Source organism: Paraliobacillus sediminis, assembly GCF_003426055.1.
Window position 1 is genome coordinate 1,214,302 of record NZ_QJSI01000002.1, and the last position, 22,446, is coordinate 1,236,747.

The 22,446-nt window shown below is 36.8% G+C and carries 21 protein-coding genes and 1 pseudogene; 8 read left to right on the forward strand and 14 right to left on the reverse strand.

Annotation, left to right across the window (positions count from 1 at the left end):
* Positions 1–79: 79 nt before the first annotated feature.
* The 5 genes from ssuE to D2K60_RS12165 form a co-directional block, all read right to left on the reverse strand.
* Positions 80–616, reverse strand: coding sequence for an NADPH-dependent FMN reductase (ssuE, locus tag D2K60_RS12145; protein ID WP_117170235.1), 537 nt, complete (start codon positions 614–616; stop codon positions 80–82).
* A 670-nt stretch (positions 617–1,286) separates the two neighbouring features.
* Complete coding sequence (locus D2K60_RS12150; RefSeq protein ID WP_420818820.1) at positions 1,287–2,744, reverse strand: MDR family MFS transporter; 1,458 nt, start codon at positions 2,742–2,744, stop codon at positions 1,287–1,289.
* Between the two features lie 15 nt (positions 2,745–2,759).
* The gene (gene nfsA, locus D2K60_RS12155) at positions 2,760–3,500 is read right to left on the reverse strand and encodes an oxygen-insensitive NADPH nitroreductase (RefSeq protein WP_117170237.1); all 741 of its coding nucleotides are present in this window, start codon (positions 3,498–3,500) and stop codon (positions 2,760–2,762) included.
* 17 nt (positions 3,501–3,517) lie between these two features.
* Entirely contained in the window at positions 3,518–4,858 is a 1,341-nt protein-coding gene (locus D2K60_RS12160) for an NtaA/DmoA family FMN-dependent monooxygenase (RefSeq protein ID WP_117170238.1), read from the reverse strand.
* Between the two features lie 596 nt (positions 4,859–5,454).
* Positions 5,455–5,880: a MarR family winged helix-turn-helix transcriptional regulator gene (locus D2K60_RS12165; protein WP_117170239.1), complete on the reverse strand. Its 426-nt coding sequence runs from the start codon at positions 5,878–5,880 to the stop codon at positions 5,455–5,457.
* Positions 5,881–6,318: 438 nt separating this feature from the next.
* Between D2K60_RS12165 and D2K60_RS12170 the strand changes: the two genes are divergently transcribed.
* Positions 6,319–6,807 (forward strand): DJ-1/PfpI family protein, encoded by a 489-nt coding sequence (locus tag D2K60_RS12170; RefSeq protein WP_240335312.1) that lies wholly within the window; start codon positions 6,319–6,321, stop codon positions 6,805–6,807.
* Positions 6,808–6,930: 123 nt separating this feature from the next.
* Here the strand turns inward: D2K60_RS12170 and D2K60_RS12175 are convergent, their stop codons facing one another.
* The 5 genes from D2K60_RS12175 to D2K60_RS12195 form a co-directional block, all read right to left on the reverse strand.
* A complete protein-coding gene (locus D2K60_RS12175) occupies positions 6,931–8,613 on the reverse strand; it encodes a glycoside hydrolase family 13 protein (RefSeq protein WP_117170241.1) in 1,683 nt (560 codons plus the stop codon).
* A gap of 93 nt (positions 8,614–8,706) precedes the next feature.
* Positions 8,707–9,525, reverse strand: a complete 819-nt coding sequence (locus tag D2K60_RS12180) for a carbohydrate ABC transporter permease (RefSeq protein WP_117170242.1) — start codon at positions 9,523–9,525, stop codon at positions 8,707–8,709.
* Between the two features lies 1 nt (position 9,526).
* Positions 9,527–10,384, reverse strand: a complete 858-nt coding sequence (locus D2K60_RS12185) for a carbohydrate ABC transporter permease (protein ID WP_117170243.1) — start codon at positions 10,382–10,384, stop codon at positions 9,527–9,529.
* A gap of 59 nt (positions 10,385–10,443) precedes the next feature.
* Positions 10,444–11,682: an ABC transporter substrate-binding protein gene (locus D2K60_RS12190; protein WP_117170244.1), complete on the reverse strand. Its 1,239-nt coding sequence runs from the start codon at positions 11,680–11,682 to the stop codon at positions 10,444–10,446.
* A 68-nt stretch (positions 11,683–11,750) separates the two neighbouring features.
* Complete coding sequence (locus tag D2K60_RS12195) at positions 11,751–12,752, reverse strand: LacI family DNA-binding transcriptional regulator (RefSeq protein WP_117170245.1); 1,002 nt, start codon at positions 12,750–12,752, stop codon at positions 11,751–11,753.
* Positions 12,753–13,380: 628 nt separating this feature from the next.
* On the opposite strand from D2K60_RS12195, the gene D2K60_RS12200 reads away from it, so the two are divergent.
* The 6 genes and pseudogenes from D2K60_RS12200 to D2K60_RS12225 all read left to right on the forward strand — a co-directional run bounded on the left by D2K60_RS12200 (position 13,381) and on the right by D2K60_RS12225 (position 19,329).
* Positions 13,381–13,923, forward strand: coding sequence for a CBO0543 family protein (locus D2K60_RS12200; protein WP_117170246.1), 543 nt, complete (start codon positions 13,381–13,383; stop codon positions 13,921–13,923).
* A 629-nt stretch (positions 13,924–14,552) separates the two neighbouring features.
* Positions 14,553–15,143 (forward strand): TetR/AcrR family transcriptional regulator, encoded by a 591-nt coding sequence (locus tag D2K60_RS12205; RefSeq protein ID WP_117170247.1) that lies wholly within the window; start codon positions 14,553–14,555, stop codon positions 15,141–15,143.
* A 111-nt stretch (positions 15,144–15,254) separates the two neighbouring features.
* Complete coding sequence (locus D2K60_RS12210) at positions 15,255–16,643, forward strand: MFS transporter (RefSeq protein ID WP_117170248.1); 1,389 nt, start codon at positions 15,255–15,257, stop codon at positions 16,641–16,643.
* A 199-nt stretch (positions 16,644–16,842) separates the two neighbouring features.
* The gene (locus D2K60_RS12215; RefSeq protein WP_117170249.1) at positions 16,843–17,382 is read left to right on the forward strand and encodes an NADPH-dependent FMN reductase; all 540 of its coding nucleotides are present in this window, start codon (positions 16,843–16,845) and stop codon (positions 17,380–17,382) included.
* A 52-nt stretch (positions 17,383–17,434) separates the two neighbouring features.
* Positions 17,435–17,632 (forward strand): 2-hydroxymuconate tautomerase, encoded by a 198-nt coding sequence (locus D2K60_RS12220; RefSeq protein ID WP_117170250.1) that lies wholly within the window; start codon positions 17,435–17,437, stop codon positions 17,630–17,632.
* A 270-nt stretch (positions 17,633–17,902) separates the two neighbouring features.
* Positions 17,903–19,329: pseudogene (locus D2K60_RS12225) on the forward strand (IS4 family transposase).
* A 421-nt stretch (positions 19,330–19,750) separates the two neighbouring features.
* On the opposite strand, the gene D2K60_RS12230 reads toward D2K60_RS12225, so the two are convergent.
* Positions 19,751–20,119: a helix-turn-helix domain-containing protein gene (locus D2K60_RS12230; RefSeq protein ID WP_117170251.1), complete on the reverse strand. Its 369-nt coding sequence runs from the start codon at positions 20,117–20,119 to the stop codon at positions 19,751–19,753.
* Positions 20,120–20,216: 97 nt separating this feature from the next.
* On the opposite strand from D2K60_RS12230, the gene D2K60_RS12235 reads away from it, so the two are divergent.
* Positions 20,217–20,849 (forward strand): nitroreductase family protein, encoded by a 633-nt coding sequence (locus D2K60_RS12235; RefSeq protein WP_117170252.1) that lies wholly within the window; start codon positions 20,217–20,219, stop codon positions 20,847–20,849.
* A 230-nt stretch (positions 20,850–21,079) separates the two neighbouring features.
* On the opposite strand, the gene D2K60_RS20705 is transcribed toward D2K60_RS12235, so the two are convergent.
* The 3 genes from D2K60_RS20705 to D2K60_RS12245 form a co-directional block, all read right to left on the reverse strand.
* Positions 21,080–21,238, reverse strand: a complete 159-nt coding sequence (locus tag D2K60_RS20705; protein WP_162880776.1) for a hypothetical protein — start codon at positions 21,236–21,238, stop codon at positions 21,080–21,082.
* Between the two features lie 71 nt (positions 21,239–21,309).
* A complete protein-coding gene (locus D2K60_RS12240; protein ID WP_117170253.1) occupies positions 21,310–21,594 on the reverse strand; it encodes a hypothetical protein in 285 nt (94 codons plus the stop codon).
* A 117-nt stretch (positions 21,595–21,711) separates the two neighbouring features.
* Positions 21,712–22,278, reverse strand: a complete 567-nt coding sequence (locus D2K60_RS12245) for a GDSL-type esterase/lipase family protein (RefSeq protein ID WP_117170254.1) — start codon at positions 22,276–22,278, stop codon at positions 21,712–21,714.
* Positions 22,279–22,446 lie beyond the last annotated feature (168 nt).

The window sequence follows — 22,446 nt, forward strand, 5'->3', positions numbered from 1 at the left end:
GATCTCGGTAATATTCTCGCATCTGTTGCTCATAAGATGCTAGTGCCTTTGACAAAGTTATATTTTTCTCTAATTGTCTTTAGTTAAAAATAGAATTATTTACTAACTTAGTAAAATAATAAAGTTGTTTTTCTGTACGTTTTAAAGTTTCCTCATCAATAATTGGTATTTCTCCCTGTTTATCTATTTGTGCATCTACTAAATATATCCCTTTTAAGTTGTGTGCTTTTAACGAGGCCAAAACAGGTTTTAATGCATAGTCTAATGCCATAAGATGTGCTGGACTACCACCAGTCATTAATGGAAGCACTGGTGTTTGTTTTAGTACATCCTGTGGAAGTACGTCAATTAGCGTTTTTAGCACCCCTGAATACGCACCTTTATATACTGGTGATCCAATAATGATTCCTTTCGCATCTTGGAGTAGTGTAGCGATATTCTGAATTTCAGGACTATCATATTTCCCTTCGAACAGAACATCTTTAGATACATCTCTAACCGAAATATGACTTATTGAAAATCCTTCCTTCTCAAGAAATGTACCAAAATAGTTAAGAACCTTCTTAGTTTTTGAATTATCAGAAGGACTTCCAGAAATAATAACAATGTCACTCATAGTTTTTTATCCTTTCATTTAACAAGATTCGATATTTCTATAAATATCGAAATAATATACAAGAATTTTTTTACACATATAGATTTTATAAAAGAAATAAAAGAAAAAAATTTCAATTTGGGATTAAAGTTGGTGCGTATTTTTCTAACACATCATGTTGAAGTCAATAGTAACGATAAGTAACTTCTTTTTTAACAACCAGTAAACCACAGTCAATCAATAATTTTAAATGATGCGTTAATGTGGAACTTAACGTTCTTTGTACTCACTTTGTTAAGTCTACTTGCTCTCCATACTTCTTCCCGAATTCTTCCATCAAATCTATAATTGGAATGAATTCTTCCCTCACGCCTTCCCATGTTATTAGAATAGGGATAGAAGTAGGCAATCCTTTTTAAATCACTCCCATTTTCAACATTGCATCATTTAAAATAAATAAAGCCAACATCATCACTATTCTTAAACTTAGACTTAGACTTAAGCTTAAATACATTCGTTTAGAAAGTCACTAAAAAGTAAGATCAATTATTGCGCCGTGTGTCACATACTTAGAGAAGGTTACTTAACAAAAGTAATCATCTCTAAGTTAATTTTTCAACAGTATGGTTTTACTACGTAATAGCGCTGCTTATCATTTTCTATGCGACCCTACTGTTTTTTTATAAAAACATCAATGCGCTGAATCCCTCTCCTCGTGGTTGACTACCCGTCGAATGAAGAATGCCAGGATCAAGCCGATCAATGCTATAATCATCGTAAACCAGAATACGCTCTGTGATCCTTCCGTCATCGCGTTTGCTATTTCCGTCAGCTTAGTCGGATCAGTTGAACCGTGTAAGTATTTCTCCATACCACCCGTAAGGATACTGATTGCAACCGCTATTCCAATAGCGCCTGCAACCTGCTGCAGTGTGTTTAAGACTGCCGTACCATGCGGGTATAATTCCGGCGGTAATTGATTTAGTCCGTTCGTTTGAGCAGGCATCCAAATCATAGATACCCCTACCATGAGACCGATATGCAAAGCCACGATAAAAGCCACTGAAGAATCAGGGGATAAGGTAGTTAAACACCATAACATGACTGCAACGAGAACGAGGCCGGGGGTAACTAGCCATTTCGGTCCATATCTATCGAATAAACGGCCCACTAGTGGGGATAGGATGCCGTTCAACGCACTGCCCGGCAAAAGCATGAGTCCGGCGATGAAAACAGACAGTCCTGCCCCAGTCTGCAGAAACATCGGCAGAATAATCATGCTCGTCATAACAATCATCATACAGGATAGTATTAAAAGTAGCCCGATGGTGTACATCGGAAACTTGAAAACGCTCAGATTCAACATCGGAACATTCATTAAGTTTTGACGTAGTATGAACAATACCAGCGCAACAAGCCCAACGACAATTGATGTGACTACGACCATGCTGCTCCAACCCTCAGCTCCTTCGCCCGCCTTACTGAAGCCAAAGACAATTCCTCCGAAACCGACCGTTGACAATAAGACAGATAGAAGATCGATCCTAGGCTTTGTGACATCAGTAACGTTTTCCAAATACTTTAACCCTATCAACATTCCTATAATCAAAAGTGGAAGTGATAACCAGAAGATGTAATGCCATGATAAATATTCGATTAATAAACCGCCTATGGTCGGTCCGGTGGCTGGAGCAAACATGATAACAAGTCCGACGAACCCCATTGCCGCACCCCGCTTTTCAGGTGGATAGATGACAAGAACGGTATTAAACAAGAGTGGAAGCAACAAGCTCATACCTACAGCTTGCAAAACTCGGGCTAACATTAACATTTCAAAATTGAATGAGAGCGCCGCAATTAATGTACCAACAATTAAGCTGATGAGCGAACCTGTGAACATCTGTCTTGTCGTAAACATCTGGAGTAACACCCCGCTTATTGGCATTAAAATACCTAGAGTCAACAAGAATCCAGTTGTTAACCACTGTGCAGTTGCGGCCGAAATTTGGAATACTTCCATTAAATTAGTCATTGCAATATTGAGAGCAGTTTCACTGAACATGCCGACGAAACCGCAGATAAGCAGCGATGCCATAATGGCACGCTTATTGTATTGAGTCTTCATTTTTATATCTCCTAATAAATTCATTTAATTAATAACAGTTTATTTTTTACCAAATCCTTGTTTGTTTAAATACTCAAGCATGAATGGCAGTTTGCTTCTTTCAAGGTGATCCTCAATATGATCTTTCCATCCCTTTACTTTCTTTACCGAGAAAGGAGCTTTAACAGGTCGACCTTGGTAATATTCGCGCATCTGTTGATCGTAATTTGCTAATTTTTCTTCATCTAATGGCTGATACTGATTTTCAAACATTACCATCGATTGAGGTAAACGTGGCTTTATTCCAGGTTTCTCTCCAGCAGGATGGCCAATGCACAGTCCCACTAAAGGGATTACATACTCTGGTAAATTTAATACCTCGGTTAATTCTTCAATATTAGCTCTTACCCCACCAATATAGACACCTCCGAGTCCCATTGATTCTGCTGCAGTTAAAGCATTTTGAGCCATTAGCCCAGCATCGAATGTACCTATTAAAAGGTATTCAATATAGTCAAGATCTACCTTTGGTGCAATTTCATGATTCCGGTTAAAATCTGTACAAAAAATCCAAAACTCTGCCGCTTCTTCAATATAAGGCTGATTTACAGAGAGTTGCATCACTTTTTTTCGTAGTTCTGGATCTGTAATTCTAATAATAGAAACCACTTGTAGCAGACTGAATGATGAAGTTTGATTAGCTGCCTTAAAGATTGCATCTCGTTGTTCCTCTGACAGTGGTTGATTTGTAAAAGAACGAATGGATGTATGGCTATGAAGCAATTCAAGGGTATTATTCATTTAAATCCTCTCCTCTATTAATTATTGTTATCTTTCAGCCTTCCGTATTGATAAGGAACGCCCATATTCTCGCGCAGTGTGTTTCCTTCGTACTCCTTGTGGAACAATCCACGTTCCTGCAAAATCGGAACAACCTGTTCCACGAAATCAGCCACGCCATCGTAGGCGATATCCGGCACAACGGAGAACCCATCACTCGCACCGGCCAAAAACCATTCTTCCAGGAAGTCAGCCACTTGCACTGCGGTACCGGCAACTACCGGATGATAATTGATGACCCCATGCGCCAGAACGTCCCGAATGGAAAGTCCCTTTTTCAACAGCTGTAAGGCTCTAGGAGAACGGGGATCCTGTGGATTGGCGTATGCACGCTTCAACAAATCAGCTGGTAAAGGCTGATCAATATTCACCGAAGTCATCGATAGTTGCAATCCAACCATGGAACCAAGGTAGCTGACCCGGTTTGGAATCTCCTCGGGGTTGAAACTCATTAGTTGTCTACGCCGTTCTAACCCTTCTTCTTCAGTCGATCCTATGGAAAACATAAAACCGGCATACATCTTAATGTCATCCGGGTTTCTGCCGAAATGAGCCGCACTTTGCCGAAGTTCTTCTCGGTGTTCACGAGCAGACTTGATGTCAAAAGGATTTGCGTAGACACCAGAAGCGTACTTTCCTGCCAATTCCAACCCTTCAGCTCCTCCACCAGCTTGGAAAATCACCGGCTGTCCCTGTTCCGATGGCGGAATTGGTAATGGGCCGCGGGAAGCATAATACTGTCCTTGAAGATTGATCGGCTGAATTTTGTCCATATCGGCAAATTTACCGCCTTCTGCATCCAACGTCCAAGCGTCTGGTTTCCAACTGCCCCACAGCGCCTGGACAATTTGGACCGATTCATGAGCCTTGGCGTATCGTTCTTTTCGGCTGGCTACCTGCATACCGAAGTTCGCTGCTGCTGGAGTGGATGAGGTCACCGCATTCCAGCCTACACGTCCGCGACTGATGACATCCAGTGCTTTGAACTGGCGCGCTATATTGTAAGGGTAATTGAACGTCGTGGAGTGGGTTGCCACAAGTCCGATATGCTCTGTTTCTCTGGCCACCGCCATCAGGGCCAGCATCGGATCCATCGGAAAACTGGGCGTCTGTGGTCCCAAATCAACGGTTAAGGCCGGTGTATCCGCAATGAAAATCATCTGGAACTTTCCTTTTTCCGCTATCTTCGCCCGTTCCACATAATTGTCCATATTGGTATAGGCTGCCGGATCGGTACCCGGCATTCTCCATGCACTATATTCGCCACCATAGCCGGAAACCATTTGTAATGCCAATTGCATCTCTTTTCGTTTTGTCATGTTGGTATTCTCCTTTATTTTTGATAAGATCTAATCCTTTAAATGAGCCTGCATAGAATTATCGCGTTCACTTTTTCTGTAGAGTAAAACTTGCTAAATATAGTCTTTATGATCAATTTCTATTCCACTTATCACTCTTAGTATCTTTTCCCTAAATGAATATCACCCTTTAAAATAGATTTCTAAGAGGTTGAAAAGATTACTGGTTCATATTCTATTTAGTGCGATTCATACTGTACCAACGATCCCCTCTATTATGAACACTTCCATTTCTTTTCAACGTCCGCAATTGCTTATATATAGAAACTTCCGAAGTAAGTTCTTCCACAGATGGTAAGTTGATCGTTTTTGAGTCTATTTAAAAAACAATCTTTTTTGCACTTATTCCGGGACGTTCTTTTATGCATGTAAGAACGCTATCTTCGAGATTCATAAATTTTCCTGTCACCTATTTAAAATGATTGATGTAAAAAATGAAGTTAAATCACTCCAGTATTTATTTAGCTTACTAATTAAATAATTCCTAATCACCTTGAAATTAATGCTTAGTATTATCGCATATTATTTAGCTTGCTAAACAAATAGTTAGAGAGAACTTAAAACAAATTTCTCTCCATCCGCTTCATTAAATCTCTTAATACCAAACGTTCTTCCGGTGAAATGGCATTCAGCAATTTCTCTTGCTGTTGCTTCCATTTGAAATCAACCGGTTTTTCTAACTCATTCCCTTTGTCAGTTAGATATATCCGCATAACCCTGCCATCTTGTCCATCACGCTTACGGATTATAAAGCCGTTTTGTTCCAGCGATTTGACCATATTGGTGACCGTCGGCGGTTCACACTTCAAATGATCGCACAATTGCATTTGAGTGATTCCATCTCCTGCCCATAAACGGGCGAGCAAATTGTCCTGCCCTACATAAAGGTTAATTTCTCTTAAGCTTTCACTATAATCCCGACGCATCTTGGATGATACTTTATCTAAAGACTCACGGATATCACAATCTAGCGAGACTTTCATAGATTTCCCTCCACTAGTTAATATATATTTAGCTTACTAAATATAACATCGTGAAAATCCATTGTCAACAACTATTTAGCAGGCTAACTAAGTATTTTAATTCATTCACTTTTCAAATACAAAAAGAGACTTCTTCAAGTCATTTGACTTTTAGAAGTCTCGCAAATTTTTAATTACTAATATCGGTCACTTTTTCGGACACCAATATAGATATTTGGTAGTTAAAACGTTGATATAATAAGGTTTTGACACCTAACTTACATCATTCCGCCCGTGTATTAATCTGTTAAATACGTTGAAATACATATTATAAACCCTTTTAAATCAGTATTTTCCCTCAAATAAAATAAATAGAATATGCTGAATACACATATAAACATTAGCACTTATCCTTTATATTATTTACTGTGGACTTATTTTAAAAAGTTCATTCTTCTATTGCATGGCCTATGGTCTTCCACAATACATCCGATTCGGGAATTTCTTATTCAAATGAATAGTATGGTTGTACTGCGCAGTTTAAAAGTACAACCTGATTATAGCTTTGAAACAGCACCATTGTTTGATATCGTGATTATTCCTGGAGGGTATGGAGCTGATCATATTGAGATTGAAAATCCAGTCGTGATTAACTGGATTCAGGCACGAAGTTCACAGACGGAAATACTTGCGAGTGTCTGTACGGGTTCCTTTCTTCTTGCCAAAGCAGGGTTGTTAGATAATAGGAAGGCCACCACACACTGGATGGACATCAAGATTTTACAAATAAAGTTCCCTAAAGTGCATGTACTATCTAACGTAAAATACGTAGACGAAGGAAGCATTATTACTTCAGCCGGAATCTCAGCAGGGATACAGATGAGTCTGCATATAGTAAGACGTTTATTAAGTGAAGAAATCGTTACAAACCGTAAAATTACCTCCTAATTTCATATAAGCTTAAGCTTTTGTATAAAGTAAATTCCATATAGAAAATAGAACTGCAAACATTAAGGAACTTTCCCCTAGCATACCTGCAGTTCAATCTAGTTAAAATTTATTTAATATAATTTACACACCTTTATACACTCTAGCTTCATATGGTTGTAATGTAAAAGAAAATGGAGCATCTATATCCGAAGTCTCATAATTACTGATTAGTTTTTCTTTTACTTCAAACGATACCTTTTCTGGTAACTCAAATTTTACATTTTGATCACTAAAGTTAGTCACTACTAACAATTTTTCCCCTTCATAGTTACGAAGATAAGCATAAATCTTATCATGTTCAGGTAAAATTAACTGATAGACTCCGTATACAATTATTGGATGCGTCTTTCTTAGTTGAATCAACTGACGGTAATAATTATAAATGGAATTTTCATCATTTACAGCTTGCTCTGCATTGACGCTCGTATAATTACTATTCACCTTGATCCATGGTTCCCCATCCGTAAACCCACCATGCTTGGAATCATTCCATTGAAATGGCGTTCTCGCATTGTCTCTTCCTTTGACGTAGATCGATTCCATGACTTTATCATGATCCTCATTACCTTCGATTACTTTTTCCTTATACATGTTCAAAATCTCAATATCCTGATACTCATCGATTGAGTCAAATTGAACATTGGTCATCCCGATTTCTTCTCCTTGATAAATATAAGGTGTGCCTTGCAACATATGCAAGAAGGTCCCAAGCATTTTTGCTGATTCAACACGGTATACTTTATCATTACCAAATCGTGAAACAATCCGCGGTTGATCGTGGTTATTAAGGTATAAACTATTCCAACCAACACCTTGTAAACCGGTTTGCCACTTCGTAATGTTATCCTTTAAATCGGTTAATTCTAAAGGCTTTAAATCCCATTTACCATTTGGTCCTGAATCTAAATCCATATGTTCAAATTGGAATACCATTTGTAATTCCTCACGTTTAGGATCAGTGTATTTTTTCGCTTCTTCTACGTCCACACCAGGCATTTCCCCTACAGTTATCACATCGTAATTAGAAAGTACCTCTTGATTCATTTCATATAGAAACTCGTGGATACGTGGTCCGTTCATAAAAAATTCGCCACCACCAACATATCTTTTCCCTTTAGGATTTGGTGCATCAGGCAACCCTGGTACTTTTGAGATAAAATTGATTACATCCATTCGAAAACCATCGATTCCTTTATCTAACCACCACTTCATCATGTCATAAATTTCCTGACGAAGTTGAGGGTGTTCCCAATTTAAATCAGGTTGTTTTTTACTAAATAGGTGCAAGTAGTATTCATTAGTCGTTTCATCATAATCCCATGCGGAACCACTGAAGTTAGACTCCCAATTGTTTGCTTCTTTTCCGTCCTTACCAGGTCTCCAAATATAATAATCACGATACGGATTGTCCTTCGATTTCTTTGATTCTTGGAACCAGTGATGTTCATCAGAGGAATGATTCACAACAAGGTCCATGATTAACTTCATGTCTCGCTTGTGCATTTCATTTAATAAGTTTTCCAAATCTGTCATCGTTCCAAATTCATCCATAATTGCTTGGTAATCTGAAATATCATAACCATTATCATCATTCGGTGACTTGTAAACTGGTGATAACCAGATGACATTAACACCAAGATTTTTTAAATAATCTAGCTTTTCAACAATACCCTGAATATCCCCAATTCCGTCTCCATTACTGTCATTGAAGCTTCGCGGGTAGATTTGATAAACTACACTTTCCTTCCACCATCCTTGTTTCATGTAGATTCCCCCATTTGATTTAATTTTCCTATATATTTATATTATTCTCTTAGTTAACTTTAAAAAGAATGGCAAGTTACATTGTCAAAATTGCTATTTTAGTGAACCTCTCATAACACCACCAATAATCCATTTTTGTGCAAAGATATAAACGATAATCATTGGTAACATCGCCATTAAATAAGAAGCAAAGGCTAAATTATAATCGGTACTAAATTGTCCTTGGAATGCATATTGCACTAAGGGCAATGTGTATTGACTCGAATCACTTAATATAACGAGTGGTAACATAAAGTCATTCCAAGCAAACAATGCAGTTAAAATCGCAACTGTTGCGTGCATTGGTTTCATAATCGGAAAAATAATTTTCCAGAATACTTGCCATGTGCTTGCTCCATCAATAATGGCAGCTTCTTCTAGTTCAATTGGAATTGATTTTAGAAAACCAACATAAATGAACACGTTAAAGGCTAATTGCATCACGACATTTAAAATGGCAAGTCCGATTAAGTTATCCATTCCCCACATACTTGTTTGCTTTACAATAGGTAACATAATGATTGGAAATGGGATAAACATGGCACTAATAAAATAGAAATATAAAAACTTATAAAACTTCTTGTGCATATTTCTAGCAATTGCATATGCCACAAGTGAATGCGTTAGTAGCACTAAAACAACTGTTATTACTGTTACTAAAACACTGTTTCCTAACGCTCTAAAGAAATTAGTCATCTCAATAGCCGTGAGAAAGTTTGATATTGACCAAGATTCCGGTAATGCTAATAGATTACCAGACATTTCTTGCGGTGTTTTAAACGCTATTGTTATCGTTAAATATAGTGGAAAGAAAATAAAAAGTGATCCAAGAATTAATAACATCGTTACTTTCCAGTTCTTTTTCCCAGTCATGTTATTTCACCTCTCTTCGCTCAAGTACACGTAGCTGGATAAGAGATATTGCTACGATTACAATAAAATAGATAACCGCGTTAGCCGATTGGTAGGCAAATTCTCCACCTTGGAAACCGCCACGATAGATTAATAAAGAAATGGACTCTGTTGATTGACCAGGTCCACCACCAGTTAAGGCAACGATTTGGTCAAATGCCATCAAGAAGTTCTTCATCGCAACAACCATGTTAATCGTGAGAAATGGCGCTACAAGTGGAAAGGTGATTTTCCAAAACTTCGCCCATGGTCCAGCACCATCGATATCTGCTGCTTCATATAATTGATTATCGATCGTCGAAAGACCCGCTAAATATAATAGTGTATTGAACGCTGCAGACTGCCATACTGCTAGGATAACGACACCAATCCAGGCTAAATCAGGGCTTCCTAAGATATTCGATGATAGAAATTCAATTCCCAGAGAATCTCCTAATTCTGGTAGCATGTGTGTAAAAATAAACTTAAAAATATAACCAACAATTAATACACTTAAAATAAATGGTAAGAAATAAGTTGCGCGTAACGTTTTTCGAAACTTAATGTTTGCATTTAGCCCTAACGCAATAAGTAAACTAACAATATTAACAATAATTGTTCCAACTATTGCGAACTTAAAGGTAAATCCATAAGCACTTAGTGCACGTCCATCTTGAAATACGTTCAAGTAATTCTTTAATCCCACTAAATCCCAATTCCCATATCCCTTATAGTCGGTAAAACTATAAAATATTCCTTGTATAGCAGGGTATGTATGAAAGGTGAAAAAGATAGCAAATGCAGGAATCACCATTAATAGAAAGGTATATTTTTTTTTCATTACGATGATCTCTCCTTTATTAATAAGTAGGGTCTCTACAAGAGAGGCCCTAAAATCTTTTAGCGATTGATTACTTTGTCCCACTCAGTCTCTAAGGTTTCAAGTGCTGCGTCCTTATTTTTCTTAATAAGAAAGTCTTGTATTAGATTCTCTGCTGCCATACCAGCTGGATAGTAGTGATCAGGGAAACTTGTTAAGCTATTCTCTTCAAAGTGCACCTTAATACCTTCGAAGGTTGGATCCTCTTGAAAGACATCTTGTACTGCTGTGAATGCTTTTTGTTCGTCAATATAACGTTGTGCAGTTTCTTTGCTTGCCATAAATTCAACAAACTTTAACGCTTCTTCTTTGTGCTCAGTATCTTCATTAACGGTTAAAACAACATCAACGCCTGAAACTAGATCATTTTCTTCTGCATTATCATTTGAAGGTAGTGCAAACGTTCCTAATTCGATATCGGGATTTGCTGCTAAAATTTCAGGAATAGCCCAGTTCCCTTGAATGTAAAACACACCTTCACCGTTAGCATAAGCACTGTTTCCATCCGCATAACCAACACCAAAGTTGTCACCTTGACCATACTCTAGTAATTTCAACATTCTATCAGCTACGACATCATATTCCTCTACAAATGATGCTTCGCCAGCGTTATTACGTTCCGCAAAATCGTCGGCAACTAAGTTACCTGCAACACCATTCCAAATTGGCATTGCTGTCCATGACTCTTGTAAGGTAAAGTAAATTGGAACTTCACCAGCTTCTTGTGCTATATCTAATGTTGCAACAAACTCATCCCAAGTATTTGGAATTTCAATCCCAAGTTCCTCTGCTTTTTGCTTATTGTAAATAACAGCGTTAGCGTTCGTTGCATATGGGATACCGTATGCACCTTCTTCCTCCTGCCCTACTAACTGGCCAAGCATATCCACATAAGAAGATTGAACAGTTCCAAGCACTTCCGAATCAGTGAAGTCATGGAACACACCAGCACGAGCAAGTTCACCATAAGTAGCGTTTCCACCTAAAGACATAATATCGGGTAAGTCATCTTTAGTTAATCTTGTTTTTAAAACTGTATCCGCTTCTGGCGGTGCTTCCAATTCAATCTTAATATTCGGGTTTTGATTTTCAAATTCTTCAATTAACCCGTTATACGTATCAATACTTTCTGACTTATTGGAGAAAAGTTCCAGCGTTACTTCACCATCAGCACTTCCACCATCTCCGTTACCACAACCTGCTAATAATAAGGAAGCTCCTAATCCTATTGATACTAATCCTTTTGTTACTTTTTTCATTATTAACCCTCCATCAATCATTTTTTATTTCAACGTAAACGTTTACGTTGTTAACAAAAGGGAACTAGTCACTTAAGTTCCCTCACACTCTGTCTTTCAACTATTTCATGGGGAAATATTCGACTTTCTACACCTCTTTTTTTATCCATCATTTCAAATACCATTTCTGTTGCTTTTTTTCCCATTTCTACTAATGGTTGAGCAATAGAAGTTAGTGGAGGTATACTCATCTCTGCAATCTTAAGATTATCATAGCCAATAACGGATAACTGATCAGGAACCTTAATGTTCATCTTATAAGCAGCTGACAAGACACCTAGTGCAATTTCATCACTAGCTGCAAACACTGCTGTAATATCGTCTAACTGATGAATTAGTTTCGAGAAACCGTTTACACCATCTTTAAAACTAAAACCATTTTCAGATACAACCCATTCATCTTTCACAGGCAATTCATGTGCTTGCATAGCTTGCATAAAACCATTAATTCTTGGTTGACCAGCAATCATGTCTTCTTTATCTCCACTAATCATACCAATTTTTCGGTGACCTTTGTTAATTAAGTATTCCGTTGCACTGTAAGCAGCATGATGGTCATTAACTTTCACATATGGAACTGGAAACTCGTAAGACTCTGTTGCTAAAAGTACCATTGGTATATCCGTATCCTTAATTAGTTGGTAATAATCCTCCTTGAGTACCCCACTCGTAAAGATAATACCATCAATCTGTTTTTCTTTTAACACTTGCAGATATTGCCTTGTTTTTTGACCCATAGACTCAGTGTGACAAACAATAACGCTGGAACCATGTTGATGTGTTACTTGTTCAATTCCACTAATAAACTCTGATATCAACATACTGGAAATCTCTGGAACTAAAATTCCAATCGTATGTGTCCGTTTATTAATCAATCCTCGAGCTATTCCATTCGGGTGATAACCTAGTTCTTGTATAACCTGAAGAACTTTTTTCTCAGTTTCTTTTGTATATCCAGGTTTATTATTTAGAATTCTTGAAACAGTTGCAATGGATACATTTGCTTTTTTGGCTACATCCTTAATTGTCATATGAAGTACTCCTTAAAAATTCAGTAAACGTTTACATGAATTATAGTATCATGGTAAGGAAGCAATTTCAATAAAAATTAAATTTTTTTTAGATTAAATTCAAAAGATCTACTCTATATTAGAGATGAGAGGTTTAGAAAGTCCTACTCGTAGAGGAACGAATTGGTTAAGGTCATATTATTTGTTCAAAAATGTATATTAATCCCTTGGAACAACACATTAGTAAAATATAAGCATCTTATATGTTTTTATAACAGGTTTCTTATTCAAAACACCAGCTTCATTCAATTTTATTGACAGCCTTTCATACAGGTGTTTCTGATCAGCTTTGTTACACAGTATAAGTCAAATACGACAAAACGATCACCCTAAAAAGTGATCGTCTTGAATAAATAGCATTTATTCACGAGTAGCGTTGTACTGTGTAGTAATGACTTGGTTTATTAATTGTTTTCATCAACATAAGCACCTTAACTCTAAATAAATTAATTCACAACCTTAAAAACGCACACCTTTTTAGTACTCAAATTTACTAAATCATGTCCATAGCGGCCCCTAGTAATTTGAATAGGGATCTAATATATGGGAAAACTTAAAATAGAAAACTTAAAATATGGAGGAATAAAACATGGAGGAATTAGGGGGAAAAATAGATAAACTTACAAATCAAGTGACTGACTTACGAATGGAGTTATGGACCAAGTACACATTATTCACTTGGCAATGGTGGATGCTTCTTGCTGCCTGCATCATAATGTTGGTACTATTCTTTTTATTCATCAAGAAAGAAAGACTTCTTCCCTCCATTGCGTATCTCGGTATCATATACATATTAAATAGAAACTTAGATGATCTTGCAACAGCAATGGATTGGTATGACTATCGAATGCAACTTGAACCGATTATCCCAACAATGTTACCTGCTAATCTTTTTATCATTCCAATTGGACTTACATTAACATACGACAGATATGAGAACTGGAAATCATTTTTGATTGCTTTAGGCGTATTTTCCGCTTTTATATCTTACGTCGCTCTTCCCATGATGAAAGCCGTAAACATCTACCTTGAAAAAAGCTGGAATGCCAATTGGTCTTTTATAAGTCTAGTTATAATGGCTGTTATTTCTAAGGCTGTTATAGACAAAGTTAAATTAAAATATAATGGTTAATGATTTTTCAAAGGACAATAATAGAAAGGACTACCAAATGTCCTTTCTTATTCACAAAAAACACTATCTATAATATCTCATATACTTACTTCTCTAGTTTTTAAGTACATTCCTCACAAAGTACTCTAAAAATAAAGATCTTTGCTGCGCAGTATGCTTGTACTGCGCAGCAAAGATCTTTATTTTTATTACTCTCTCTTCACATACCCATCAAGCTAAATAAACAAATTTCCCCCAAAATGAAAAAAACGTTATTCTTTCAGTAAAATACTTGTGACTTTAAAAGATAAATTGCATTTAAAACGGATGTTAAGTGACAATAAAGTTTTTATAAACACCAAACATCTCACCTTATTAAAGATCCATTTTATGGAAAAATATTTATTGAGCGAACTGGTAGGTTACTTTAAGGAGAGATGTGTTTCAGTTAACATGGTGAATAAAGAAATATAGAGGTGAACGTTATGGTAAGACTAGAGAAAATAGCCGCCTAAAACCGATGTGTTTTTAATTTTAGGAGGTTACTTTAGTAGTATGGGAGATGTATACCTTGACAATTTATATAAAATGAGATATTATCATCTCTAATGACAGTCAGTACTGACAGTATATAGAAATGAGGAGAGCAAATGATCAGCAGTAAAAATTTGAGTAACAATGATAAATTGCTATTGGCAGCGATCGATCTATTCGCGGAAAAAGGCTACAAAGGTGTAACTACCCAGGAAATCGCTACCACGGCCGGATTGAGCGAAAAAACTCTATTTCGTCACTTCGGAAGCAAACAAAACCTTCTTGAAACAGCATTTGACCGTTTTCATTATACCGAAGAAATGACAAAACTTTTTAACGAGAAGCTCGTATGGGATTTGCAAACAGATTTGCTCCTAATTAGCCGAACATATCATGAAATTATGAATCGTAACCGAAAAATGATTATGATCAGTATTAAGGAGGAAGACAATTTACCTGGGTTTCGAGAAAGAAATAAGAAGCCTCCACAACAACTATTCAAAATTTTTACAGATTATTTCACGATAATGTTCGAGAAAGGAAAACTGATTAGAACGAATCCGGATGTGCAGGCGTTTTCTTTCATGGCGATGAATTATGGGGCATTTCTAAACAACTTAGATAACGGCGTTAACTTTCCATCCGTGTCTCTGGAGGAATTTATAATAGAGAGTGTGCAGACATTTACTAGGGCTTTAACCCCCTAGTTTTTTCCCGCACATTATGACAGTCAGTACTGACTGACTAAAATGAATGAATGGTGATGGTTTGAAGGATAGTCTGGCTTAACTAGTAACCATTAGAAACGAGGAAATAAAATGCGAACAAACCATAGAACTCCAAAGGATACTGGCGAGCTTTTAATGCGTATTCTTGTCTTTACACTTATTATCTCTGTCATGAACGCAACGATGTTTAATGTTGCACTTCCGGTTATCAGCAAACAGTTTCAACTTTCACCATCGCAAGTGAGCTGGATCACCACCGGCTATATGATTGTATATGCAATTGGAACAGTCACTTTCGGAAAACTAACAGACAAATACGGTTTAAAGGGTTTGCTGACGTTTGGTCTTTTGATTTTTGCTTTAGGTTCCGTTGTAGGATTAGTGGCTACCCAGTATTGGATGATTATAGTTGCACGTATTATACAGGCGGCCGGCGCATCAGTCATTCCTGCGTTAGCAATGATCGTGCCGGTTCGTTATTTTTCACCTGAAAAGCGTGGTCGTGCGTTAGGTACCTCTGCTATCGGGTTAGCACTCGGCGCAGCACTGGGTCCGATTATTGCTGGGTTCGTGACCAGCGCGTGGAGTTGGCAGGTTCTTTTTGCAATTCCCCTTCTGTCGCTGTTTACGTTGCCTTTTTATCATAGATATTTAGATGATGAGGAAGGAGGCACTGACAAAATCGATTTCATCGGTGGATCGCTTTTAGCAGGAACAGTAGCTGCTCTGTTGCTGGCGTTAACACAAGGGGATATCTGGTTTTTAGTGACTGGGGTTGTTTTATTGATTTTATTCGTATTACGAATTTGTTACGCTAAGGATCCTTTTGTAAAACCGGCTGTTTTTCGAAACAAACAGTATTCACTTGGTCTTGTGATTACATTCGTAATAACCGCAATAGGCTTCGGTATTCCATACATTGCGCCGCAGTTACTCTCAGTCGTAAACCATATGTCACCGGCTTTAACGGGAATCATTATGTTGCCGTCAGCTCTCATGACCGCGCTTTTGGGACGCAAAGGTGGAAAGCTGGCTGATGAGAAAGGGAATTCGGTTCTGTTGTATACAGCGTCAACACTTCTTTTTATTGGTTTCATGTTTTTGTCTTCAGTCGTTGGATTGTCTTCAGTCTTTATTGCGATCTTTCTTATTTTCGGTGTCCTCGGTCAATCATTCATGCAGATTGCCATGTCAAACACCATTTCACGAACGCTACCTAAAGAACATACAGGAATTGGAATGGGCTTTTTCTCAATGCTCAATTTCATTTCTGCAGCTACATCGACAGCTACAATTGGCAAAGTACTTGACTTCGGTACACCGACATTTAGGTTTAATCCAATACCACAAAATAGTGCTGCTTTTGTATACAGCAACATTTTTCTGGTACTTGCCATTCTGGTCGTTGTGATGACAGCAATTTATTATGTACAATTCGGGCGTGTCGCCAAAACTGCTACGGACGAAACGAATTGTTAGGAGAAGTTGAAGATGTAACAGGACACTTTGTGTATTGCGGTTGCTTATATTCTTCATTTTTTAGTATTGAGTAGTGTAGTAACTGAGATGTCTTTAGGGGGGGGTGTCTAAGTTCATTTTATAAGACAACAGTAACGAACTAGCATTTTGATTCATCTTTGCAAAAACAACGTTTATCTAAAATTAGGAGGCAAAACAAATGAAAATTGTAGCAATCATAGGAAGTATACGTAAGGAATCTTATAACTTAAAACTTGCTCAGTTTATGCAAAAACGCTATCAAGAAAAGTTTACTCTTGAAATTTTAACTATCCGAGAACTACCGTTCTTTAATGAAGATATAGAAAATAATCCCCCTTCTGCTGTTATAGAATTTAAAAGAAAAGTGGCGGAAGCTGATACGGTGCTGTGGGTAACCCCTGAATACAATGGGACAATTCCAGGGGTGCTAGGGAATACTATTGATTGGCTGTCTCGTGAAGATAAAGTACTGTTTGGTAAACCATCATGGATTATTGGTGCTACTCCCGGCTTTTTAGGAACGGTAAAAGCCCAATTACATTTACGTGAAATTTTATTTTCACTATCATCACCACTTTTACCAGGAAATGAAGTGTATATTGGTGCTGTGCATCAAAAAATTAATGATGACGGGGAGCTTATTGACGAATCAACAGTTAAATTTTTAGACTCTGTAGTTAATAATTTTCTACTCTGGTTTAACCAGCAAAAAGGGTAATTAGCGAATAAATACAAAAAATAGAAATCCTAATTAAGGAGGAGGATTAACAATGCCTATTGTCACTATTAATATTGCACCTGAGCTTCTCCAAGTAGATAAAGAAGAAGCATATAAAGAAATGCTAAAAGGAGTAACAAAGGCTATCTCAGAAAGTACCAAAGTACCTGCGGAAGCCGTACACATAATGATTAAAGAAATAAGTGTTAACCGTTACAGTATTGCTGGAAAGCTACTTAATGATAAGTAAACTAATCCAAAAAAGCAATCAAATTATACTGTAACTATTTATTTAGCAAGTACTACAGAAACTTATGGAAGCGTTAGTTGTAGAAAAATAAGGTAACTATTTTCGTTATTCCATTAAAGGACGCTTTTTAGGAGTAACGAAAAAGCCCAATTTCTCATTTTAATGCTGAGAAATTGGGCTTTTTTATTTACTTATAGCGCAAAACAATGTTTAAAATAGGTGTGAAATAACTCCTTAAATTACAAATACTTGAAAAGGATGACGTTTTTCATGGACCTCTCGCTTTCTGAAGAATTACATCTATTCTCACAAGAATTACAACGCTTTCTATCTCCTATCGTCCTACAAAAAGTCGCTAAACAGGTGGGTTTTGTACAGCGATCTAGTAAGTATCAAGCAGATGAACTCATCGCCCTTTGTGTTTGGCTTAGCCAAGAAGTGGCCAGTACATCCCTTACGCAACTATGTAGTAAGTTAGAGGCTTCAACGGGTGTACTCATGAGTCAAGAGGGACTCAATCAACGCTTTAATTCAGCAGCTGTCACCTTCCTCCGAAAAGTCTTTACTTCGCTCCTAACACAGAAACTCTGTGCGACAGAATCGCTATCTTCACATATGATTTCTGCTTTCAAACGTATTCGGATTTTGGATGCGACTGTGTTTCAGCTGCCAGGTGCCTTCGCAAGTGATTATCAAGGTTCAGGTGGAAGTAGTAATACGGCAGGGGTGAAGATCCAATTAGAATACGATTTACTGAGTGGCCAATTCTTAAACGTACAGCTAGGACCAGGTAAAAATAATGACAAAACCTATGGCACAGATTGTCTTGAAAGCGTGGAGGCGGGTGATTTATGCCTGCGTGACTTAGGTTATTTTGATTTGCGAGATTTACAAGCCATTCATGAGAAGGAAGCCTACTATATCTCACGGTTAAAGTTGAATACACGCATTTATATCAAGAACCCTGATCCAGAATATTTTAAGAACGGCACGATGAAGAAACAGACCGAATATATTCAGCTTGATATGGCACAAATCATGAAAGAACTGGAACCGGGTGAGACTATGGAAATTTCGGAAGCTTATATTGGCCAAATTCAGAAAGTATCGACACGTGTCATTGTCCATCGATTAACGAATGATCAAACCGAAACACGTCTAAAAAACCAAGCTGTACGCGAGAAAAAGAAAGGTATAGTCATGAAAGAAAAAAGTAAACAGCTAATGGGGATCAACGTATATATCACAAACACACCATCAAAAGAAGTACCAACGAATTACGTGCACGCTCTGTATTCATTACGCTGGCAGATTGAAATTTTGTTCAAAACATGGAAGTCCTTCTTTGAAATCGATGAATATAAAACCATCAAGAAAGAACCTCTAGAGTGCCATTTATATGGACAACTCATTGGGACCTTTGTTCTTCTACCATGTTTCAGATGCGACAGCTCCTGCTGAAAAAGAAAAAACAAGAGCTAAGCGAATATAAATCGATTTGTATGATTAAGGACTATTTTCCATTATTATTTGAGGCTATGTCTGGTAGCACACATGAACTCTTAAAGATTCTCCATCGCCTCTATCAATTACTTAAAAAGAATGGGCGTAAGTGTCACCGTTATCAGAAAAAGACAGTCTTTGATATTCTCGGTATCGCGTATGAAACGACAGTAAAGCAGAAACAAGCTGCCTAGCGAAAAAATCATATTTTAACAGGTTTCTTTGTCATGCTTATTTTTCTGATACTCACCAGTGTTGGAGCAAGGATTGCCATCTATTTTCATATTAAAATTCCTTCCTTAGAGAATATATAAGGTCAGCGAATAGAACGTTTAAATTGCTTTATTATTGGGGGATATTTCGATTTTAAAAATGTGCTTATTGCTTTTTCATATTCCCCCAATGTTCTATATGGAGTAGCGTCAGAAAAATGTGGATCTACCACGTTAAGAAAAAAAGTTCCCAAATGATTTTGGGAACGGAATTAAAAAATGTAAATTAGCCCTTTAATCTGGAACTAGAGGTATTATATAAGCTTACCGAACCCATTCTAATTTAATTAGACTGGGTTTTTATTTGTCGAAATTAAAGGCACAGCCCCTTAGTTGTTTCTTTTCATTGATATTTCCCGAACCCATGCTCACACGTAATATCTAATTTAAGAATGTCATAAAGCCCTTGTTTGGATTCTTCTAACTCTTTTTGCACGTTCTCAATTTCTGAAATTTTTTCTTTGATAATATGTGTTTGTTCATATCTTGACATTCCATTTTTCGAGATCATAGCGTGTATATCATTAATAGAAAAACCAACAGCCACACTATTTTTCACAACAACCAGATGGTGAATGATTTCTGGTGTATAATTCCGATAATTATTCTGGTCTCTCTGTATGTATTCATCAGGGATAATTCCTATTTTCTCATAATAACGGATGGTTGATATTGGGATGTTGATACTTTTTGCTACTTCGCTAATCTTCATAATAAGTCACCTCTTTTTTTCTTGCTATGAAGTATACTTCATAGTTTACACTTACGATAGTGGTTATACCACAAATATAAAAAAAGGGGCTAATAATATGACTTTAAAACAAAACAATTTTGAGAACATTATGAAAGGTCGACATTCTATCCGTAGGTATCAACCAAATTACAAAATACCGAGAGACGAGTTGAATAAGATTATTGAAGATGCGGCAACAGCACCGTCAGCAGCTAATCTACAACCTTGGAGGGTGGTAGTCGTTGAGAGTGAAGAAGGAAAGGAAAAGTTACGTCCTCTTGTTATGTTTAATACCCAACAAAATGATACTTCTTCTGCGATGCTTTTAATCTTTGCAGATAAGAAATACTACGAAAATGCTGACTTCATTTATAATTCGGCTGTTGAACAAGGAAAAATGCCGCCAGAAGTACGCGACAATCAATTAGCAACCATTAAATCTTACTATCCGGCGCTTTCAAAAGAAACAGAAAATGACGTAATTAGATTGGACAGTGGCTTTTTTACAATGCAATTAATGCTGACAGCAAGAGCCTATGGTTATGACACAAATCCAATGGCTGGTTTTGAAGCAGATCAATTGGCAATAGCCTTTGATTTAGAACCTGAGCGATATACACCTGTTGTAGTTTTATCCATTGGCAAGGCAGATGAAAAAGGCTATGATTCTGTACGTTTAAGTCCGGAACAGATTACATTTTGGAGATAAGTAATCATAACAATGTAAAACCATCGAGATCGGCCATCTACTTAAGTCCTGAATTCTAAATACAACAATATTTTAAAAAACGTTCCAAAGTCAAAGTTTTGGGACACATTAAACAGCCATGAATGTTGTTAAATCAATATTCATGGTTTTTCTATGAACATTATTTATACAACTTTTTATAAACTAGGGGCAAAGCCAATTGCTTCAGTATTTTTGCTTATTTGGGACGCTTATTCGGGAGACATTCCGTTAGTAATTGATTCGAACGAATTACTAAAATACCATGCATCATTATCTAGTTTATCTTCCCATCCCACATATACTTCTAATATCCTACTATCTATTTCAACCACACCACAGACAAATCGTAATATATATTCATATTTCATCAATCTTTGTTCAACTTAACTGCCCTATAGTTGAACAAGAAGTGCAATTCCTTATTAAACGAAAGCACCCGTTAGCTTAACAAGTTTCCAAAAAATACAACGAAAGTTAAAAACACAGATAATCCCAATGTAAGAATTACAGTAGTTATGCTTCTCGCCATCCCTTTCCAATCTCGAATACCCGAAAAGCCTAATACACCTAAAACAAATGTCATCAATGTAATATATAAGACCAGATTTAAAGGGTGAGTTCCCATTATGGAATAATCTATTGGACCTGAAAAACAAACGATAAAAAATAATAAAAGACAAATTATTGATAAGATAAATGACCAAATGTTAATCTTTTTCATCATTTGAGAACTCCTCTATTCCTTCATTTTTTTAATGTAACTTTCTCACTAAACTGCTTCTTTAGCACAATAGGTGCTGCAGCATCGACAACTCCTTATTCAATATTTGCACCCGTTAGCTTAATAACCTACATCTCTAATTTTCTCTACTAATAAGCTAACAAGAAAATCATACCCCTTGTCTCCAAAATGAAGTCCATCGTTTCTTATCCCTTTAAGTATTTGGGGATAGTCATCCAAGGCAATCATTTTTGAATAAAAATCGATGAAATAACTTCCAGTATCAACTGCTACTTGTTTTACTGCCGAAGCATAATCGAATAAGATTTCATTGGTTCTAGCAAATTGAACCTTTTCATCAACTGGGGCAGGTGATAATAAAATTGTTCTTTCAGGTTTAATCATTTGAGTGATTTTATAAATGTTACTTTTATAAGTTTCCAAATCCACCATTTTATGAAATGCTGCATCATTTGCACCAAACAAAACTGTCACTAAATCAGGTTTATGTTTAATCACATCATTCTTAATTCTGGAAATAGCATCGATAGTGTTATTTCCAGATACACCAGCATTAATAAATTCAAAACTGTCCAATCGCTCACCTAACTTTGTTGTTAGCATAGGCGTATCCAATCCTTCTTTTCTAGCCATAATACTGTCCCCAAAACATACTAATTTAAGCATCCGACTTCTCCTAATACATTTATTATTTGTTGAACTAACCTGCCAAGTTAGTACAAGAAGCATTGGTCTTGTTGAACAATCGTAACCTCTCACAATCTTTAAGACTTTATAAAAGGCTCGGTTATAAATTAATGTGGAAAAAGAAGAATTATGAAAATCGTATTAAGG

Bases quoted from the DNA above. Each gene is read 5' to 3' on its own strand.
- D2K60_RS12245 (WP_117170254.1), bottom strand. From the start codon at position 22,278: ATGCTTAAATTAGTATGTTTTGGGGACAGTATTATGGCTAGAAAAGAA.
- D2K60_RS12150 (WP_420818820.1), bottom strand. From the start codon at position 2,744: ATGAATTTATTAGGAGATATAAAAATGAAGACTCAATACAATAAGCGT.
- D2K60_RS12165 (WP_117170239.1), bottom strand. From the start codon at position 5,880: ATGAAAGTCTCGCTAGATTGTGATATCCGTGAGTCTTTAGATAAAGTA.
- D2K60_RS12200 (WP_117170246.1), top strand. From the start codon at position 13,381: ATGGAGGAATTAGGGGGAAAAATAGATAAACTTACAAATCAAGTGACT.
- D2K60_RS12175 (WP_117170241.1), bottom strand. From the start codon at position 8,613: ATGAAACAAGGATGGTGGAAGGAAAGTGTAGTTTATCAAATCTACCCG.
- D2K60_RS12230 (WP_117170251.1), bottom strand. From the start codon at position 20,119: ATGAAGATTAGCGAAGTAGCAAAAAGTATCAACATCCCAATATCAACC.
- D2K60_RS12240 (WP_117170253.1), bottom strand. From the start codon at position 21,594: ATGATGAAAAAGATTAACATTTGGTCATTTATCTTATCAATAATTTGT.
- D2K60_RS12195 (WP_117170245.1), bottom strand. From the start codon at position 12,752: ATGACAATTAAGGATGTAGCCAAAAAAGCAAATGTATCCATTGCAACT.
- D2K60_RS12220 (WP_117170250.1), top strand. From the start codon at position 17,435: ATGCCTATTGTCACTATTAATATTGCACCTGAGCTTCTCCAAGTAGAT.
- ssuE (WP_117170235.1), bottom strand. From the start codon at position 616: ATGAGTGACATTGTTATTATTTCTGGAAGTCCTTCTGATAATTCAAAA.
- D2K60_RS12190 (WP_117170244.1), bottom strand. From the start codon at position 11,682: ATGAAAAAAGTAACAAAAGGATTAGTATCAATAGGATTAGGAGCTTCC.
- D2K60_RS20705 (WP_162880776.1), bottom strand. From the start codon at position 21,238: ATGAAATATGAATATATATTACGATTTGTCTGTGGTGTGGTTGAAATA.
- D2K60_RS12160 (WP_117170238.1), bottom strand. From the start codon at position 4,858: ATGACAAAACGAAAAGAGATGCAATTGGCATTACAAATGGTTTCCGGC.
- D2K60_RS12210 (WP_117170248.1), top strand. From the start codon at position 15,255: ATGCGAACAAACCATAGAACTCCAAAGGATACTGGCGAGCTTTTAATG.
- D2K60_RS12180 (WP_117170242.1), bottom strand. From the start codon at position 9,525: ATGACTGGGAAAAAGAACTGGAAAGTAACGATGTTATTAATTCTTGGA.
- nfsA (WP_117170237.1), bottom strand. From the start codon at position 3,500: ATGAATAATACCCTTGAATTGCTTCATAGCCATACATCCATTCGTTCT.
- D2K60_RS12215 (WP_117170249.1), top strand. From the start codon at position 16,843: ATGAAAATTGTAGCAATCATAGGAAGTATACGTAAGGAATCTTATAAC.
- D2K60_RS12185 (WP_117170243.1), bottom strand. From the start codon at position 10,384: ATGAAAAAAAAATATACCTTTCTATTAATGGTGATTCCTGCATTTGCT.
- D2K60_RS12205 (WP_117170247.1), top strand. From the start codon at position 14,553: ATGATCAGCAGTAAAAATTTGAGTAACAATGATAAATTGCTATTGGCA.
- D2K60_RS12235 (WP_117170252.1), top strand. From the start codon at position 20,217: ATGACTTTAAAACAAAACAATTTTGAGAACATTATGAAAGGTCGACAT.